The sequence below is a fragment of the Oxalobacteraceae bacterium OTU3CAMAD1 genome (genome assembly GCA_024123915.1).
Lineage (GTDB): Bacteria > Pseudomonadota > Gammaproteobacteria > Burkholderiales > Burkholderiaceae_D > Rugamonas.
Genome location: CP099650.1, coordinates 1,663,093 through 1,679,693 on the forward strand (window position 1 = coordinate 1,663,093; position 16,601 = coordinate 1,679,693).

Below are 16,601 nucleotides of genomic sequence, written 5' to 3' on the forward strand. Positions count from 1 at the left end.
GCCGGGCAGGCTGCTGGGCCGGCTCGGATCGATGGTGGTGCAGCCGCCGTTGGCGCCGCCGGAGCCGCCGCCGCAGGCGCTCAGCGCGACAGCGACCAGCACGGTGGCGCAAGCGGCCACTAGTTTATTGGCCCAGCGCGGGGACGGTATTGTTCTGAGCATGGTTACTCCTGATTGAAATGGGGGGCGGCGGTGCTGTTCATCGTCAGCAGCGCAGCGTCGGGCAAGCGTTTGGGCGTAGCGGTTCTTTCTGCGCGGGCAACGCGCGTGGCGCGCACCTTGTCCGGCTGGGCGTGGTCGCGGCCCAGCACCAGGCGCAGCCCCAGGCCGTCGGGCAGGACGCGCACGGGCACCAGCGTGGCGCGGCCCGTGAGCGCGGCGCGCACCAGGCCGGCGCGCTCGCGCTGGGCGGGGAGGTATTCGATGATAGTGTCGCGCTGGTGGTGGCCGCGCTGGTTGACGACGTCGGCATCGGCCGCCGCGTCCAGCGCGCCGTTGGCCGCCAGCAGGCGGCGGGTGCGCTCGCCCAGCCCGCGCGCGCCGTTGCCGTTGACGATCTGGATCGCGGCGCCGCCATGGTCCTGGCTGGCGTCGGACACCTCGGCTGTTGTTGGGGCCCGGGGCGCGGCGACCGCCTGCAGGCTGAATTCGTTCGGCGCCAGCGGCACCAGTTGCCAGCGCGCGCGCGCCAACCCATCGTCCGCGACCGGGTCGGCCGGTGCCGGCGTGGGGGCCGGCGTCGCGGCGGGCACCGTTGCGCTTGCGCTGTCGGCGACCACCGGCATCAGGCGCGCCAGATTGGCGCGCGCCTGCGCGTGCAGCGGATCGATGCGCAGCGCCTGCTCGATGGCCGCGCGTGCGGGTCCGGTCCGGCCCTGCAGATAGTACAGGTAGCCCAGGTTGTTGAGCGGCTGGGCCGCTTGCGGGAAGTCCGCCGCCAGCTGGCGCAGCAGGTCGATGGCCTCCGCCTGCCGGCCTGCGCCGGCCAGCAGCACGGCGCGGGCGTTGCGGGCGTCGAGCCGCTCGGGCCGCAGCGCGATCGCGCGGACGAAGGCGTCGTCGGCGGCGGCAAGCTCGCCGCGCTGCTGGTGATGGCGGCCCACGCGGTACAGCGCGTCGGCTTCGTCGCCGGCGTGCTCGACGCGCATGAGCGGCTGCACCGTCCATGGCGGCCGGGTCGGCGCCGCGCCGCAGCCGGCCAGCAAGGCGCCCAGCGCCAGCAACGGTATCAGCCGCGCCGCCATCAGTTGGTTCCCGTCAGCGACGGCATCAGGTTGCGGTAGATATTCAGCATCGCCGGCCCGAGCAGCACCACGAACAGGCTGGGGAAGATGAAGAAGATCAGCGGGAACAGCAGTTTCAGCGAGATCTTGGCGGCCTGCTCCTCGGCGCGCTGGCGCCGTTTGGTGCGCAGCAGTTCCGACTGCACCCGCAGCGAATCGGCGATGCTGGTGCCGAAGCGGTCGGCCTGGATCAGCAGCGTCACCAGCGCGTCGACATCCTCGACACCGGTGCGCAGCGCCAGGTTGCGCAGCGCCTTTTCCTTGGCGCTGCCGGCGCGCAGCTCCAGCGTCACCAGTTGCAGCTCCTCGGCCAGCACCAGGCTTTTGAGGCCGATCTCGTTGGCCACGCGCGCCAGCGCCGCGTCCATCGCCAGGCCGGCCTCGACGCACACCGTCATCAGGTCGAGCGCGTCGGGAAAACTTTCGAAGATGTCGCGCTGGCGTTTTTTCAACACGTGGTTGAGCACGACGTTGGGCAGGTAGTAGCCCAGGCCCGCAGCCGATACCAGCCACAGCATCTTGAAGTCGCCGGGGCCGGCGGCGCGGCTGCTCAGGTACAGGAACACCAGCAGCGGCAAGGCCACGGCCAAGCCGGTCTTGCCCGCATAGAACAGGCCCGGCGTCGACGGCGTGCGCCAGCCGGCGTTGATAAAGCGGGTGCGCACCGGCGAGTTTTCCCAGCCTTCGGCCGGCACCGACAGCTTGGCCAGCGGCGCGGCCAGGTTGATGGCCGTCTCGAGCCAGCGCGCGCTGCGGCGCGTAACCTGGCTGCGCTCCTGCAGCGCCTCGAGCCGGTCCTTGACCGGGTTGACCGTCAGCAGGCGCACCGCCAGCAGCACGCCGCCGAAGACGAACACGAACAGCACGGCCAGGAACAGGATCTGGATCAGCGTCATCAAAGCTCCTCAGACCCGGATATGGGTGATTTTGCGGATCGCGAACACGCCGAGCAGCATCATGCCGGCCGCGCCGTAGAGCATCTTGCGCCCCAGCGGGTCGGTGAACAGCGGATCGAGCGAGCCGGGGTTGGCCAGGGTGGCCAGGCCGCCGACGGCGAACGGCAGCAGCCCCAGCACCCAGGCCGACATGCGGCCCTCGGCCGACATCACGCGCACCTGGCCGAGCAGCTTGAGGCGGTCGCGGATGATGGCGCTGATCGAGGTCAGCAGGTCGGTCAGGTTGCCGCCCGTCTCGCGCTGGATCAACACGGCGATGACGAAGTAGCGCAAATCGGTGCTGGGCACGCGCGTGGCCAGGTTCATCAGCGCGTCCGGCATCGCCACGCCGAAGTTGACCTCGTCGAAGACGACGCGGAACTCGGCGCCGACGACGTCGTGCATCTCCTCGCCGACCATCTTGAGCGCGGTGGGGAAGGCGTGGCCGGCGCGCATGGCGCGGCTCATCATGTCGAGCGCCTCGGGCAGCAGGCGCTCGATGGTGGTGATGCGCAGGCGGCGCGCCCGCATCGCTTCGAGCACCGGCAGCCAGCCGCACAGGCCGGCCAGCACCAGGCGTCCCACCCACGGCAGGCCCATGCTGGAGAACACGATGAAGCCGATCAGCGCGCAGCCGCCCATCAGCGCGCACAGCTGCGCGGTGCTCATGGTGCGCCCGGCCTGCAGCAGCAGGCGGTCGAGTTTGGCGATGCCGGGCATTGCCGCCAGCAGGCGGTTCAGCGATGGATCGCGGCTGTAGGTGCGTTCCTTGGTGATCGACACGGCCAGTTCGGTGCCGCTGTCGCCGATGGCCGCGCGCAGGCGCCGCGCGACGCGCTCGGCCTCGGGGCTGCGGGTCTTGTTCCAGCCGGTGAACACGCCCCACACCAGCAGGCCGACGGCGCCGAACACGAGCGCGCCGAACAGGATCAGACGAAGGTCCATGGCGGGTCCTATTTGGTCACCGGGTCGAACGCGCCGGTCGAGACGTTGATGCCGAAATTGCGCAGGCGCTCGATGAAGCGCGGACGCACGCCGCTGGCGGTGTGGTGGCCGTGCACCGCGCCGTCGTCGCCCAGGCCGGTCTGCTTGAAGGTGAAGATCTCCTGCATCGTGATCATCTCGCCCTCCATGCCGGTGACCTCCTGGATCGACATGACCTTGCGCTTGCCGTCGGTCATGCGCGAGACCTGCACCACCACGCCCACGGCGCTGCTGATCTGCTGGCGCATGGCCTTGGTCGGCAGGTTGGCCGCCGCCATGCTGATCATGTTTTCCAGCCGGGTCAGGGCGTCGCGCGGGGTGTTGGCGTGGATGGTCGCCATCGAGCCTTCGTGGCCGGTGTTCATGGCGCCGAGCATGTCGAGCGCCTCGGCGCCGCGCACCTCGCCCAGGATGATGCGGTCGGGCCGCATGCGCAGCGCATTGCGCACCAGCGCCCGCTGGCTCACTTCGCCCTTGCCCTCGATGTTCGGCGGGCGCGTTTCAAGCCGCACCACGTGCGGCTGCTGCAGTTGCAGCTCGGCCGCGTCTTCCACGGTGACGATGCGCTCGGTGCGGCCGATGAAGCCGGAGATCACGTTGAGCATGGTGGTCTTGCCCGAGCCGGTGCCGCCGGAGATCAGGATGTTGACCTTGGCCTTGCCCAGCCCCTGCAGCACCTCGGCCATGTCGGCCGTCATGCTGCCGTAGGCGACCAGGTCGGCCAGGCGCAGCGGGTCGGCCGAAAAGCGCCGGATCGACATGATCGGGCCGTCGATGGCCAGCGGCGGGATGATGGCGTTCACGCGCGAACCGTCGGGCAGGCGGGCGTCGACCATCGGGCTGGACTCGTCGATGCGCCGGCCCACGCGCGAGACGATCTTGTCGATGATCTTCATCAGGTGGGCGTCGTCGCTGAAGGTGACGTCGGTCAGCTCGAGCTTGCCGCGCCGCTCGACATAGATCTGGCGGTGGGTGTTGACCAGGATGTCGGAGACGGTGGGGTCCTCCAGCAGCGGCTCGAGCGGGCCGAAGCCGAGCATTTCGTTCTGGATGTCGCGCGTGAGCGTCTTGCGCTCGGCGTCGTTGATGACGACGGCATCCTCCTCGAGCAGCTTTTCTACCAGGTTGCGCAACTCGACGCGGATCTGGTCCTGGCTCAGGCGCTGCATGCTTTCGAGGTCGACGCGGTCGAGCAGTTGCGCGTGCAGGCGCTGCTTGAGCTTTTGGTAGGCGCGGTTGTCGATGGCGACGGCGCGCTGGCCGGCCACGCGCGTTTCGCCGCTTTCAAGCCGTTCGCGCAGGGAGATGGGAGGTGTGGACATGGTCGTTTAGCCTTGGTGAGGGAGCGCGGGGTCAGGCTTTGCGCGGACGCAGTTTGGACAGCCAGCCGCCGCCCTGCTGCTCGGGCGCGGCCTCGCCGCTGAGCTTGCGCGCCAGTTCGACCAGCGCCACGCTCAGCGGACTGGCCGGCGCCAGCTGGATCACCGGCACGCCCTGGTTGACCGAGCGGGCGGCGGCGTCGTAGTGGTTCGGCATGGTGATGCTCACGTCGGTGTCGAACGCGCCTTCCAGGTCTTTGAGCTTGATTTCGCCGCCCTTGTCGTGGCGGTTGACGATGACGTGGATCTTGTCCTTGCCGTATTCGAGCGAGCGGAACACGTTGAGCATGCGCTTGCCGTCGCGGATGTAGGGCAGGGTGGTTTGCAGCACCGGGTAGATCTGGTCGGTGTGGTCGAGCGCGCGGATGGTGACCGCGTCGAGGCTGCGGCCGACGTCGAGCAGCACGAAGTCGTAGTGGCGCCGCGCCAGCTTGAGGATGGCGTCGATGTGGTCGGGCTTGACGTCGTTGGCGTGGGTCGGATCCGACGGCGCGGCCAGCACCCCGTAGTTGGGCGTGACGTTGAGCATGCTCGAGGCCAGGAACGAGGGGTCGAGCCGGTGGATTTGCTGGGCCACGTCGCTCAAGGTCGCCAGCGGCTTGTGGTCGGAGACGAACAGCGAGGCGTCGCCGAACTGCAGGTTCATGTCGATCAGCGCGACCTTGTACTTGCCGCTGGCCGCCAGCGCGTAGCCGAGGTTGGTGGCCAGGAAGGTGGCGCCGCTGCCGCCCTTGCACGAGATGAAGGCGAGCACCTTGCCGTTGGCCTGGCTGCGCCGCTCCAGTTTTTCGCCGATGCGTTCGATGGCCGTGTTCAGCGTGGCGCTGGTGGCCGGCGACGGCAGCACCTCGCGCACGCCGGCGCGCATGGCCTGCATCAGGAACTCGGGGTCGCGCGCTTCGCACAGGGCCACGCAGGCGATGCGCGGGTGCTGCGCCGAGAAGCGTTCGAGCAGGTCGAGGTCGCCGTCTTCGACCGATGGACGGTCGATCACCAGCACGTCCGGCAACTGTTCGTCGCCCAGCATCGACAGGCGCGCCACGCCGCCGCTCAGGTGGTCGACCTCGTCGGAGGGCGAGCGCGCGCGCAGCATGCGCATCACGTCGGCCAGGTGCCGCTCATCGCGGGAAATGACAGCTATCTTCAATTTGGTTCGTGCTCGCTGGTGGGTGGAACGCCGGTCACTTGAGGCCGGAACCGATGGTAAAGCCGCTTTGCTGCTGCTGGTCCTGCGACGAATAGGAGCGCTGGTAGTTTTCGTAGGCGGCCGCCGCCGCTTGCGCGTCGAGGCCGTTGACGGGACGGCGGTCGTCGACGGCGCGCGGGTCCAGCGTTTGCTGGGCCACGGCGGCGCGCACGCTGGCGCCGAACTGGCGGTCGATGTTGGGCGAGTTGGCGCAGGCCGACAGCGCGCAGGCGGCCGCCAGGGCCAGCAGGCGGGCGCCGAAGTGGCGCAGCGAAGTGGGGTTGACTGGCATGGGGCGTCCTATTTCACGTCGAAGCCGGCGGCGTCTTGCGGCGGGGGAGGCGCGTTGCCTTCTAGCTTGCCGCGCAAGAAGAAGTCGGTGCGGCTCGGCTCGCTGTAGGCGTCGGTCGGCAGTTTCGAGTTGGGCGGCAGCGGCTTGGCCAGGTGCGGCGTGACGATGAACACCAGCTCGGTGCGGTCGCTCTGGAAGTCGCTGCTGCGGAACAGCGCGCCCAGGACGGGGATCTCGCCCAGTCCCGGGAAGGCCTTGATGTTGGTGGTGACGTTGTTCTTGATCAGGCCGCCGATGGCGAAGCTCTGGCCGTCGAACAGCTGCACCGTGGTGCTGGCGCGGCGCGTGGTGAACGACGGCAGCACCGACGTCGCCGAGCTGTTGCCGCTGGTGATGCCGATGCCTTCGCGGTTCAGTTCGGAGACCTCGGGCGACACCTTCAGGTTGATGCGTCCGCCCTCGAGCACGGTCGGGGTGAACTTGACGGCTACGCCGTATTCCTTTTCCTCCAGCGTGACGCGGGGAAAGCCGGCGCCGCTATCCTGCGACACCGGGATGTAGATCTTGCCGCCGGCCAGGAAGCTGGCCTCCTGGCCGCTGATGGCCATCACCGTCGGCTCGGCCAGGATCTTGACCAGGCCGTCGTTTTTTTGCGCGTCGAAGGTGAGGAACTTGCCGTTCTTGCCGTTGAAGGCGTCGAGCTTGCCGGGATTGCCGCTGAGCAGATTGCTCAGCAGGGTATAGGTCCAGCTGCCGCTGTTGCCCACCAGGCCGACGCTGGCGCCGAGCTGGTCGACCAGGGTTTTCGAGATCTCGGCGATGCGCACCTCCAGCATCACCTGTTGTGGCGCGGCCACGGCCAGCATGTTGATCACGCGCCCGCCGGCGCCGCCGGCCCCGCTCGGTGAGGACGCGGATGCCGCGCTGGTGGCCGGCGTGGCCGCCGACAGCAGCGACGCCGGATCGGCGCCGCCTGCGGCCGGTGCCGGGGCCGGAGTAGAGGCGCCGGAGCGGCTGTTGCGCTGCAGGTAGGCGCCGGCCACGGACACGATCTGGGCCGCCTTGACCGAGTCGCTCACCACGCCCGACAGGATCAGCGCGCCGCCGGAGACGGTGATGCGGATGTCTTTTTCGGTCGGGAACAGCTGGTCGAACTGCTGGCGCAGCGCGGTGCTGTCGAGGCCGACGACGATGTCGATGATGGTGGCCTGGTTGGCCTTGTTCCACAGGATCAGGTTGGTCGAACCGGTCGACTTGCCCAGCATATAGACTTCACGCGGGTTGATCAGGATGACGTCGGCCACCTTGGTGTCGCCGACGGCCAGGCGCGTCACCGGGTAGGGCAGGTGCATCAGCGTCGACTTGCCCTCGGACAAGGTCATCAGCGCGGCCAGTTCGGTGCTGCGCGCGCTGGCTGCGGGGGAAGGCGCGGCGGCGGCGGCGGCGGCCGCCGCAGCCGCGTTCGCCAATACCGGCAGCGCGCACAGCACGGCCAGGGCGGCGCGTGCCAGCAGCGGGGGACGGGAGGGCGCCGGCCGGGCCGCGCGCGTGGTTGCAGTCATCAAGGCTATCTCTCTGGTGAGGGCTGTATCGTTTAGAACTGCTGGGAACTGCGGTCGAGGCCTTTGATCATTTCCACCTTGTCGCCGGCCGGCGCCGGGCGCGCTGCCGGCGGTCGCGGCGCAACGGCGGCGGGGGCTGCGGCCGGCGTCGGCGCCGGGGCATGCGCCACCGGTTGCGGCTTGCCGTCGTCGAGCAGGCTGCTCTTGGTGGCGCCCTCGGTGTTGGCCGACAGCGGATCGATCTGGTTGCGCAGCACCAGCGACAGGGTGCCGACGCTGCGCGCCAGGTCGAGCTTTTCGACCTGCTCGGGCGTCAGTTCCAAGGTCACGGCGTTGACCACCTTGGGTTTGGTGTCGTCGCGGTTCGATTCCTGCGCGATGGCCAGCACCAGGATGCGTTCCAGTACGATCTTCGAGATCGCCTGCTCGCGCACACCGGTGTCGCCGCCGCTGTCGCTCTGGGTGTTGACCAGGATGTCGACGAAGTTGCCCGGCAGCGCGAAGCCGGCCACGCCGACGACGTCGTTGACGCGCACCGTCATGGCGCGCTTGCCGGCCGCCACCACGGCCGACAGGCCGCCGCTGGTGCCGGCCGGGGCCAGCTTGCTTTCCATCAGCGGCTCGCCGCGCAGGATGTTGGTGCGCGTGATGCGGCCCTCGAGCGTCTTGGCGTCGACGATGGCGCCGGGCGGCATCGAGTTGACCGGCCAATCGACCATGTGGATCAGCTCGGGCGCGACGCGCGTGCCCATGCCGATGTCGAGCAGCGCCACGGCGACCTTGTTGCTGTTGCTGGCCGACTGGCCGGCGATCCATTGCGCGGCCAGCACCACCGCCGCCAGCGCCATCACCAGCGCCACCGCTATCATCGTCAAGGCCCGCGTATTTCTCATGCTGTGCTTTCGTGGTTATTCGTCGTTGTTGCGTGCCGGGCGGCCAGCGGCCGGCTAGGCCGGTGGCGACTGGTCGCGGCGGTCGCGTTCTTTTTTCTGCTGTTCGTTGACCCGGCGCGCGCCGGCGCCGGCGAAATAATTGTTCCACGCCCAGTCGAGCGCGCGCCGGTCGACGCGCGCGGGCGTGCCCTCGTAGCGTGCCAGGTCGCGCACCTGACGGATCAGGTCGCGCGGATAGCAGGCCAGCAGCGGGGTGTCTTCTTTCGCGTGGTGTTCGCTGAGCAGGTAGGCGAAGGCGTCGGCGTCGAACTCCATGCCGTATTGCGTGCACGCCTGTCTGAAAAGCAGCTCATATTCCGCCTGGGTTTGGGGCGGCACTTCGATCTTGTAGGCCAGCCGGCGCAGAAAGGCGCCGTCGGATAATCGCTCTGGCAAGAAGTTCGAGGAGAATACCACGACCACATCAAAAGGTACCTGGAAAATGTGGCCTGTATGCAACGAAAGATAATCCACGCCACGATCCATCGGCACGATCCAGCGGTTCATCAGCTCCAGCGGCGAGCAGCGCTGGCGCCCCAGGTCGTCGATGATGAAGATGCCGTTGTTGGCCTTCAGGTGCGGCGGCGCCTGGTAGAGGCGGGTGTTGGGGTCGAAGCGCAGGTCCAGCATCTCGAGCGTGAGCTCGCCGCCGGTGAGGGCGGCCGGACGCTGCACGCCGCGCACCCAGCGGGCGTCGAGCTGGCGCAGCAGCTCGCCGCCCTCGGCCGGCTCGGGCGCCTCGCCGCCGGGGGCCATGCGGTGCTGGACCGGGTCGTAGAACGGCACCACCTCGCCGTCGATCATGATGGCGTGGGGCACGGCGATGACGCCGTGCAGCAGGCTGCACAGGCGCTCGGCCAGGAAGGTCTTGCCGCTGCCGGCCAGGCCGTAGATGAACATCGCGCGGCCCGAGTTCATCGCCGCGCCCATCTGGTCGAGCACGGCCTGGTTGGCGACCACGTCGTGGAAGCCCGCGCGTACGTGTTCGCGCGTGACGTGCAGGTGGCGCACGCTTTGCGCGGCCACCTGGGCCACATAAGCGGCCAGGGTGACGGGCGCCGGACCGGCGTAGGCGTTGCGGTTGAGGCAAGCGACGGCGCGCTGGGCGCCCGCCTCGGTGAGGTTGTAGGTCAGGTCGGCGTCGGTGCCGCTGTGGCCGCTGCGCGTGACCTCGACCAGTTTTTCGGTCTTCAGGAACGTCACCAGCGGCGTGATGGCGCTGATGCTCAGTTTCAGATGGCTAGCCAGTTCGGGCAGCCGCACCTGTCCGCGCTGGAACAAGACCTTGGCCACCAGTTCGGTCAGGAACAGGAATGGCAGTCCAGTTTCCTCGATGCTGCGTGGCGCGCGGGCGTTGGCCGGCGCGTCGCGCTCGGCTGTGGCGGCCATGAGGTCCGGCTCGGCGTGCATGAAATCCTTGAAGTGATACGGATATGAAGATTGTCGGTAGATAATTGACCTAGGTCAACATCATGCGTTGTTCATGTGTGTCGCGTGGCAAAAAAAAGACACACTTCTCAGGAAAACAACGCTTCGCCGCGCCAAGCGCCCCATACCAGGTAGGGCAGGGTGCCGGCGGCGATGGCCAGCGCGTACGGCAGGCGGCCGCTGGCTTCGGCCGGCGCCTCGATCTTGATCGCCTCGCCGCCGAGTCGGCGCATCAGCGCGTACACGCCCATGTGGTAGGTGTTGCGCACCATCGCGCGCAGGCGCCCGTTCCAGGCCGCGACCGCCAGCGCCAGCACGCCGCCGGCCAGCAAGGTCAGCAGCACGCTGACGACCGTGCCCCACGGGCCGACGAAGGCGCCCACCATGGCCATGAGCTTGACGTCGCCGGCGCCGAGCGCGCGCATGGCGTACATCGGCACCAGCAGCGCGAGCCCGGTCGCCAGGCCGGCCAGCGACCATACAAAGCCGATGCCGCCCTGCGGCGCGACGAACAGGCCGGCGCCTTCCGGGTACAGGCAGTTGAGCGCGATGCCCAGCACGGCGCCGCCGAACACCAGCGCGTTGGGAATGCGGCGCGTGCGCAGGTCGTTCCACACAGCCAGCGCCAGCAGGGCGCACAGCAAAATCAGGGGCAGCTTGTTCATGACGCGTTCGACCGGAAAGGGGAGGTGTTGCGATAGTAGCGCGGTGTGTTTGCGCTGGGCAAAAAAAAGACCGGCGCGCGGGCCGGTCCTTGTTGCTGCTGACAGCGATTACGCTACCTTGGTGCCGCCCAGTGCTTCGATCACGGCGTTGAACTTGGTCTTGAGCGCAGGGCCCATGGCGGTGGCGGCGGCGCCTGCGACGACGGCGATACCGGCGGCGATCAGGGCGTATTCGATGGCGGTGACACCGGCTTCGTCATTGATGAAATTTTTGATGGCGTTCATGGTCGTTTCCTTAGAGGTAAGTGAGATTGCGAAATGGTGTTACGGCATTCCACTAAAACGGGGGTCAGGTTTTAGGTCCTAAAAACTGCTAGCAGCGTAATGATGACCACCACTGAAACGAGTGCGCCGATCAATGCATATTCGATCAGGCTGGCACCGCCGGCATCGCCGATGAACCGGCCGATGTCGCGTTGCTTGCCTTTTGATCCTTGCATCCCGCACTCCTGTTGGTCGTTACTGGCTGGTTTCTCTCAGCTGTTTCAAGTTCGCTGCTGATGTAATGAATTCTACGGAAGCCCGTCTTGATCCACATCAGACGGATGTCACTTTGTCGGGGGAGGATTGTCACGATGTGTGGCGGCCGCGCCGTGACAAATGTCACGGGGGCGGCCGTTGGCGCGGTGTTGCGGGGAGGGAGGGCGCCTAGGAGGCGTTCAAGCCGTGCCGGTTGGCGTAGACGTACAGTTCGAGGCGGTTGGCCACGCCGAGCTTTTGATAAATCGTCGTCAGGTTGTTGCGCAAGGTCGGCTCGGCGATGAACAGCCTGGCGGCCAGCTCCTTGTTGGGCGCGCCGTTGCTGTCGGCGACGACGGCGACGATCTTGCGCTCCTTGGGGGTGAGCGTGGCGATGCGCGGGGCCTCCGGATCGGCCGGCGCCGCCGTGACCATCTTGTTGAGCAGCGCGTGGGTCAGCGCCGGGTCCAGGCACAGCTCGCCGCGATGGACTTGCCGGATCGCCGCCAGCACCACCTCGGCCGGCGCCTCCTTGCCGACCACGCCGCGCGCGCCCAGGCGCACCGCCTCGCCCAGCAGCGCCTGGTCGCGGTTGCCGCTGAGGATCAGCACGCGCGCGCCGCTGTCGGCCAGCAGCGCCGGCAGGATCTCGATCGAGCTGCGGCCCTCGAGATCGAGGTCGAGCACGATCAGGTCCGGGCGCAGGCGGCGCGCCTCCAGCAGCGCGCTGTCGTTGTTGTGGGCGGTGCCGACCAGTTGCAGTTCGGCGCCGGCGCTCTCGACCAGTTTCTCGAGGCCCCACAGCATGGTTTTGTGGTCGTCCACCAACAGCAGGCGGATCGGGGTGGCGGTGGTAGTGCTCATGAGGTAGTTCCAGGTTAGACCGGAATGGCAACGCTGACCACGGTGGCGCCGCGCGCCAGGTGTTCGATCGCTATCGTACCGCCGAGCGCGGCGGTGCGCTCGGCGATCGAACCGGGCAGGAATGGGGCCGCTGGCGGTTCCGGACTGTCGTTTTCGATGCGGATCAGCAGCTGGCCGTCGACATTGCTCAGGTCGACCAGCCCGCCGCGCGCCCGCGTGTGCTTGCGGATATTGCTCATGCCTTCATTAACGATCTGGAACACCTCGGCGGCCAGGCGGTCGCTCACGCTCAGGTCGTCCGCCGCCCGCACCTCGATTGTGATGCCGTAAAAGGCGCGTACCTGGCCCGCCTGGCGGCGCAGCGCCACCAGCAGTTCGGCCTCCTGACGCGCCGCGCCCTGGCGCACGGTCTTGGCGAAGGCGCGCATGTCGGCGATGACCTGGCCGGTCATGTCGAGCAAGCGGTCCAGTTCGGCGGCGGCCGCGTGCTCGGCTTCCAGGCTCTGGCGCACCGCGCTGATGCCGTGGCGCAGGCCGATGTAGGGCTGGATGGTGCTGTCGTGCAGGTCGCGGGCGATCTTTTGCCGTTCGCGGAAGGCGGCGTCGGACGCCAGGCGGTCGAGCAGCATGATGTTTTCGATGACCGGGAATACCTGCGCCGCGAGTTGTTGCAGGAACACGGCGTCGCCACGGTTGAGGCGCTGCTGGTCCGACACCAGATAGATGCGGCCCTCGCCCTTGCGCAGCGGCAGCGGCGCGCTGACGAAGGAGGCGGCGTCGAGCAGGTCGGCCAGCGGCTCGACGGCGTCGGCGCCGAGCCGCTGCCAGGCTGCCGCGCCACGGCCGCGCTGCCCCGCCTCGAGCGTGCGCGGCAGGCGCGGGTGCAGCGCACGCGCGTAATGCACCAGCGCGTCGTCGTTGAAGGCAAGCAGCGGCGCGGCGGCCGCTTCGCCGAGCATCGATTGGGTGCCCTGGCGCGCCTGGCCGCGCGCACTGGTCGAATGCAAACGCCACAGCTCGTCCGGCCCGTCGCGCATCAATAGCAGGCATTGGCTGGCATGATGGAAGTCGCGCGTCTGGTGCAGGATCGAGGCGATGGTCTGGTCGACGCCGAAGCGCGGGTTGGACAGCTGGCTGACCTCGCGCAGCAACGCCAGGCGGCGCCGCTGGATCAGGCCGAGCCCGCCCCAGTAGGCAATCATGTAGCCAAGCGCGAGCACGAAGGTGGTGCGCAACCACAGCTGGCCCTGGTTGGTGCTGTTGTTGGCCAGCCACGTTGCCACCGTCAGCGCCACCGCCGCCGCCAGCGTAATGCGCGCGCCCTCGTCGAAACCCCATTGGAACGACGAGGTCAGGATCACGAAGAAGAAAAATGGGTAGAAATAGCTGCTTCCGCCGCCGGTGCAGTAAATCATCAGGCAGTACCAGCCCAGGTCGAGCCAATAGACGACTTTGCCATGCCAGAACGGATTGCCGTGGTAGCGCACCGCCACCAGCAAGGTGACGCTGTGCAGCAGATAGCCGATGAAGATCAGCCAGGTCAGTGCGCCCTGGCGCTCGTAGGCGCCCATGTCGTCGGGCGCGATGAACAAGGTCAGCAGCGCCGAGACGGCCAGCACCAGGCGCATGATGAAAATCATCGAGGCGCCGGCGACGTCGTTGTTGCGCGGTTGTGCTGCTATTTGCATGAAAGTTGTGGCTAAGCTGTCCAATGTGTGGCTCTCTCCCGGCCCATGGAGCTTATACGGTTGCCCGACAGCATTGGTTTCACTATAGTGAACATACATTAAAAGATCGTCAAAATAGTTGCGCTAGCGACACGTCGGAGTCTACGCACAGATGTCTGTCCTGTCTAGCCGGATCTAGCAGATCGCGCGGACATGATGTTGAGGAAAAACATTAAATGTCTACGCGAAACAAAATAAGCGCGCTACAATGTCCCTACCGCCACCCCGATCCAGTGGCGTCGGCGCCGGCGCGCAAGCCCCCGGAATCGCCTCCACCGCAGTGCCGCGCCGCGTGCGCTCTTGCCTGTCCCCCCTGCTGTCCGCCTCACGGAAGCCTTGTTATGAATGTATCCAGATTCCCGCGCGCACGCCAAAAGGGCTCTGCCGCGGTCGAAATGGCGTTTATCGCGCCGGTGTTGTTTTTGCTGCTCATGGCCGTGTTCGAGTTCGCGATCATCTTCTTCACGTCGCTGACGATGCAATATGCCGTGCGCGAGGGTTCGCGCTACGCCATCACCGGCCAGAGCGACCGCGATCCCGCCGCCAGCAACCGCCAGCGCTACCTGGCCATCATCCAGTCGATCAAGGACAATTCGGTGGGGATGTACGATTCGGTCAACCCGGTCATCACGGTCAACAACACGACGTACGCCACCGCCAACGCCTATTCGGCGACGATGTTCGGCGGCCCGGACGACGTGGTCGTCATCCGTCTCGATTGCAGCTGGAAGATCGTCACGCCGATCATCGGCGCGATGTTCCAGGGCGGGGTATTGCATTTTTCCGTGGCGACGACGATGCGCAACGAGACCTACCAATGAGCCGCAGTATGCCACCCCACATGACACCCCGCATGTCCCGCCGCCGCGCCGGCGGACTGGCCGCCGTTGAGTTCGCGCTGTGGCTGCCGCTGCTGCTGCTGCTGATCGTCGCGCTGGTCGACATCGCGCGTGGCGTGCAGGCCAACATGATCTTGATTAATCTGAGCCGGGAGGGCGCCAACCTGGCCTCGCGCGGCAAGCTGCAATTGTCGGAGAACGCGCAGGTCATCATCGGCCAGGTCGCCGCCTCGGGCTCGCCGCTGGAGATGAACGAGCGCGGCATGATTTACGTGACCCGCATCATGGGGCTGGCCAGCGGCAGCACCACGCGCAGCATCGTGCTCGAGCAGTACCGCTGGGACGACTCGGTCAACAACCGCGGCTTCCGCGTCAGCGGCTACGGGCCCGCCAGCAAGATCTGGACGTGCGGCAGCTGGGCCGGCGCCGTGGCAGGCACCTGCGTGGTGCCGACCGGCGCCAACGCGCCGGCGGTGGCGCTGATGAGCGGCTCGCTGGCCGACGGCGAGGTGATCTATGTCGTCGAGACGTTCTACAAATTCAACATGGTGTTCGCGCCATTTTCCCTCGGCTCGGTGTCGACCTCGACCATCGGCCCCGATCTTTACTCGATGACGGTGTTCTGATGAGACGCTTTTCCAAACCCCAACAACGCGGCATGGTGACGGTGCTGCTGGCGATCTGCGTGACGGTGCTGATCGCCGCTGTCGGACTGGTCCTCAGCGCCGGCCTGAGCTATATGATCAAGTCCAAGCTCAACGCGGCGACCGACGCCGCCAGCCTGGCCGCCGCGCGCGCCACCAGCATCGGCGGCGACCAGGCCACGCAGACGGCCAACGCGCGGGCGGCGGCGACGCGGTTTTTCAACGCCAACTTCCCGGCCAACTATTTGCTGTCCACCCCCACGCTCAACGAGACCCAGGTGAGCTTCAACGGCGGCGAGGTGACGATCAACGTCAGCGCCTCGGCCACCATGCCGAGCGTGTTGATGGGCGGTGTAGTGTCCGGGCCGCTGTCGCCCAGCGTGCTGACAGAGACCAAGCGCAAGGACCTCGACATGGTCATCACGCTCGACACCTCCGGTTCGCTCAGCGGCCAGGCGGCCACCGTGCGCAGCTCGGCGATCACCTTCCTCAAGCAATTCAATTCGGAGCGCGACCGGGTCGGCCTGCTGCATTTTTCCTACGGCGCCGTGCTGGACGATCCGATCCGTCCGATCTTGCGCGGTTTTGACCGCACCAGCATGACCAACCACATCAAGGGGTACTCGTTCACCGGTTCGACCGCTTCGCCGGAGGGCATGTATATGGCGCGGCAGCAGATTAACAGCGTGCCGACGGCTAACCTGAACCGTTCCAATCTGCGCGTGATCGTTTTCTTCTCCGACGGCGCGCCCAACTCGTTCGGCACCTATCTGACGTGGAACAACGGTGTGAACTGTAAGACAGCCGGCACGGTGACCACTGACGACGATGGTAGCGGCGAGCCGGGGGGGCTGTTCAAACTCGACCAGCAGTCCGACGATGTAGGCGGCGGCTGCACCCCGGAAACCGAGAACAACCCCACCTACCTGAAGAACCGCGCCTCCGCGCTGCCGGCCTTCTACAACGCGCATGTCACGTATGACCAGTACATCGACCCGAAGACAACCTACGAGTATCCGATCGTGACCAACTCGCCGCGCGTGGTGACCAACGCCATCACTTATCGCAACGTTAACCGCGCCGCGCGCAACCTGGTCGAAGCGATGGCGGCGAAGTCGCGCGACGAAGGCATCTTCGTCTTCACGCTCGGACTGGGCTCGGCGCTGAAGGCCGGCAGCGGCGCCGATGGCGAAAAGGGCGAGGACACACTCAAGTGCATGGCCAACTCCACCGACGCGCCGAGCCGCTGCTTCAACGCCGCCAAGCCGGTCGGGGTCTACTGCTATGCCGCCACCCAGGCCGACCTGACGCCATGCTTCTCCAAGCTGGCCAGCGCCATCCTGCGCATTTCGAAGTAAGCTT

General features: G+C 67.2%; 17 protein-coding genes. 3 read left to right on the top strand and 14 right to left on the bottom strand.

Going from position 1 to position 16,601, the window contains the following annotated elements; all coding sequences use genetic code 11:
- Window positions 1-164: 164 nt before the first annotated feature.
- From NHH88_07025 to NHH88_07090, 14 genes are all read right to left on the bottom strand, one after another.
- Entirely contained in the window at window positions 165-1,244 is a 1,080-nt protein-coding gene (locus NHH88_07025) for a tetratricopeptide repeat protein (GenBank protein USX15527.1), read from the bottom strand.
- The gene (locus tag NHH88_07030) at window positions 1,244-2,179 is read right to left on the bottom strand and encodes a type II secretion system F family protein (protein USX15528.1); all 936 of its coding nucleotides are present in this window, start codon (window positions 2,177-2,179) and stop codon (window positions 1,244-1,246) included. The genes NHH88_07025 and NHH88_07030 overlap by 1 nt, the downstream gene beginning before the upstream one ends.
- A 9-nt stretch (window positions 2,180-2,188) precedes the next feature.
- The gene (locus tag NHH88_07035; GenBank protein USX15529.1) at window positions 2,189-3,163 is read right to left on the bottom strand and encodes a type II secretion system F family protein; all 975 of its coding nucleotides are present in this window, start codon (window positions 3,161-3,163) and stop codon (window positions 2,189-2,191) included.
- 8 nt (window positions 3,164-3,171) lie between these two features.
- Window positions 3,172-4,524 (bottom strand): CpaF family protein, encoded by a 1,353-nt coding sequence (locus NHH88_07040; protein ID USX15530.1) that lies wholly within the window; start codon window positions 4,522-4,524, stop codon window positions 3,172-3,174.
- 31 nt (window positions 4,525-4,555) lie between these two features.
- Entirely contained in the window at window positions 4,556-5,728 is a 1,173-nt protein-coding gene (locus NHH88_07045; GenBank protein USX15531.1) for an AAA family ATPase, read from the bottom strand.
- A 34-nt stretch (window positions 5,729-5,762) separates the two neighbouring features.
- Entirely contained in the window at window positions 5,763-6,059 is a 297-nt protein-coding gene (locus tag NHH88_07050; GenBank protein ID USX15532.1) for a hypothetical protein, read from the bottom strand.
- A gap of 8 nt (window positions 6,060-6,067) precedes the next feature.
- Window positions 6,068-7,621: a type II and III secretion system protein family protein gene (locus tag NHH88_07055; GenBank protein USX17286.1), complete on the bottom strand. Its 1,554-nt coding sequence runs from the start codon at window positions 7,619-7,621 to the stop codon at window positions 6,068-6,070.
- 32 nt (window positions 7,622-7,653) lie between these two features.
- Entirely contained in the window at window positions 7,654-8,514 is an 861-nt protein-coding gene (gene cpaB / locus NHH88_07060; GenBank protein ID USX15533.1) for a Flp pilus assembly protein CpaB, read from the bottom strand.
- Between the two features lie 54 nt (window positions 8,515-8,568).
- Window positions 8,569-9,963: an ATP-binding protein gene (locus NHH88_07065; GenBank protein ID USX15534.1), complete on the bottom strand. Its 1,395-nt coding sequence runs from the start codon at window positions 9,961-9,963 to the stop codon at window positions 8,569-8,571.
- Between the two features lie 107 nt (window positions 9,964-10,070).
- Window positions 10,071-10,646, bottom strand: a complete 576-nt coding sequence (locus tag NHH88_07070; protein ID USX15535.1) for an A24 family peptidase — start codon at window positions 10,644-10,646, stop codon at window positions 10,071-10,073.
- Between the two features lie 108 nt (window positions 10,647-10,754).
- Window positions 10,755-10,931, bottom strand: coding sequence for a Flp family type IVb pilin (locus NHH88_07075; GenBank protein USX15536.1), 177 nt, complete (start codon window positions 10,929-10,931; stop codon window positions 10,755-10,757).
- Between the two features lie 71 nt (window positions 10,932-11,002).
- Window positions 11,003-11,146 (bottom strand): hypothetical protein, encoded by a 144-nt coding sequence (locus NHH88_07080; GenBank protein USX15537.1) that lies wholly within the window; start codon window positions 11,144-11,146, stop codon window positions 11,003-11,005.
- Between the two features lie 208 nt (window positions 11,147-11,354).
- Window positions 11,355-12,029, bottom strand: coding sequence for a response regulator transcription factor (locus tag NHH88_07085; GenBank protein ID USX15538.1), 675 nt, complete (start codon window positions 12,027-12,029; stop codon window positions 11,355-11,357).
- A 14-nt stretch (window positions 12,030-12,043) separates the two neighbouring features.
- Window positions 12,044-13,717, bottom strand: coding sequence for a histidine kinase (locus NHH88_07090; protein ID USX15539.1), 1,674 nt, complete (start codon window positions 13,715-13,717; stop codon window positions 12,044-12,046).
- A 380-nt stretch (window positions 13,718-14,097) separates the two neighbouring features.
- Between NHH88_07090 and NHH88_07095 the strand changes: the two genes are divergently transcribed.
- The 3 genes from NHH88_07095 to NHH88_07105 are packed head-to-tail and all read left to right on the top strand — an operon-like array spanning window position 14,098 to window position 16,597.
- Window positions 14,098-14,577 (top strand): pilus assembly protein, encoded by a 480-nt coding sequence (locus NHH88_07095; protein USX15540.1) that lies wholly within the window; start codon window positions 14,098-14,100, stop codon window positions 14,575-14,577.
- Window positions 14,578-14,609: 32 nt separating this feature from the next.
- Entirely contained in the window at window positions 14,610-15,221 is a 612-nt protein-coding gene (locus NHH88_07100) for a pilus assembly protein (protein ID USX15541.1), read from the top strand.
- Window positions 15,221-16,597, top strand: a complete 1,377-nt coding sequence (locus NHH88_07105; protein ID USX15542.1) for a VWA domain-containing protein — start codon at window positions 15,221-15,223, stop codon at window positions 16,595-16,597. Before NHH88_07100 ends, NHH88_07105 begins: the two co-directional genes overlap by 1 nt.
- Window positions 16,598-16,601: the final 4 nt, after the last annotated feature.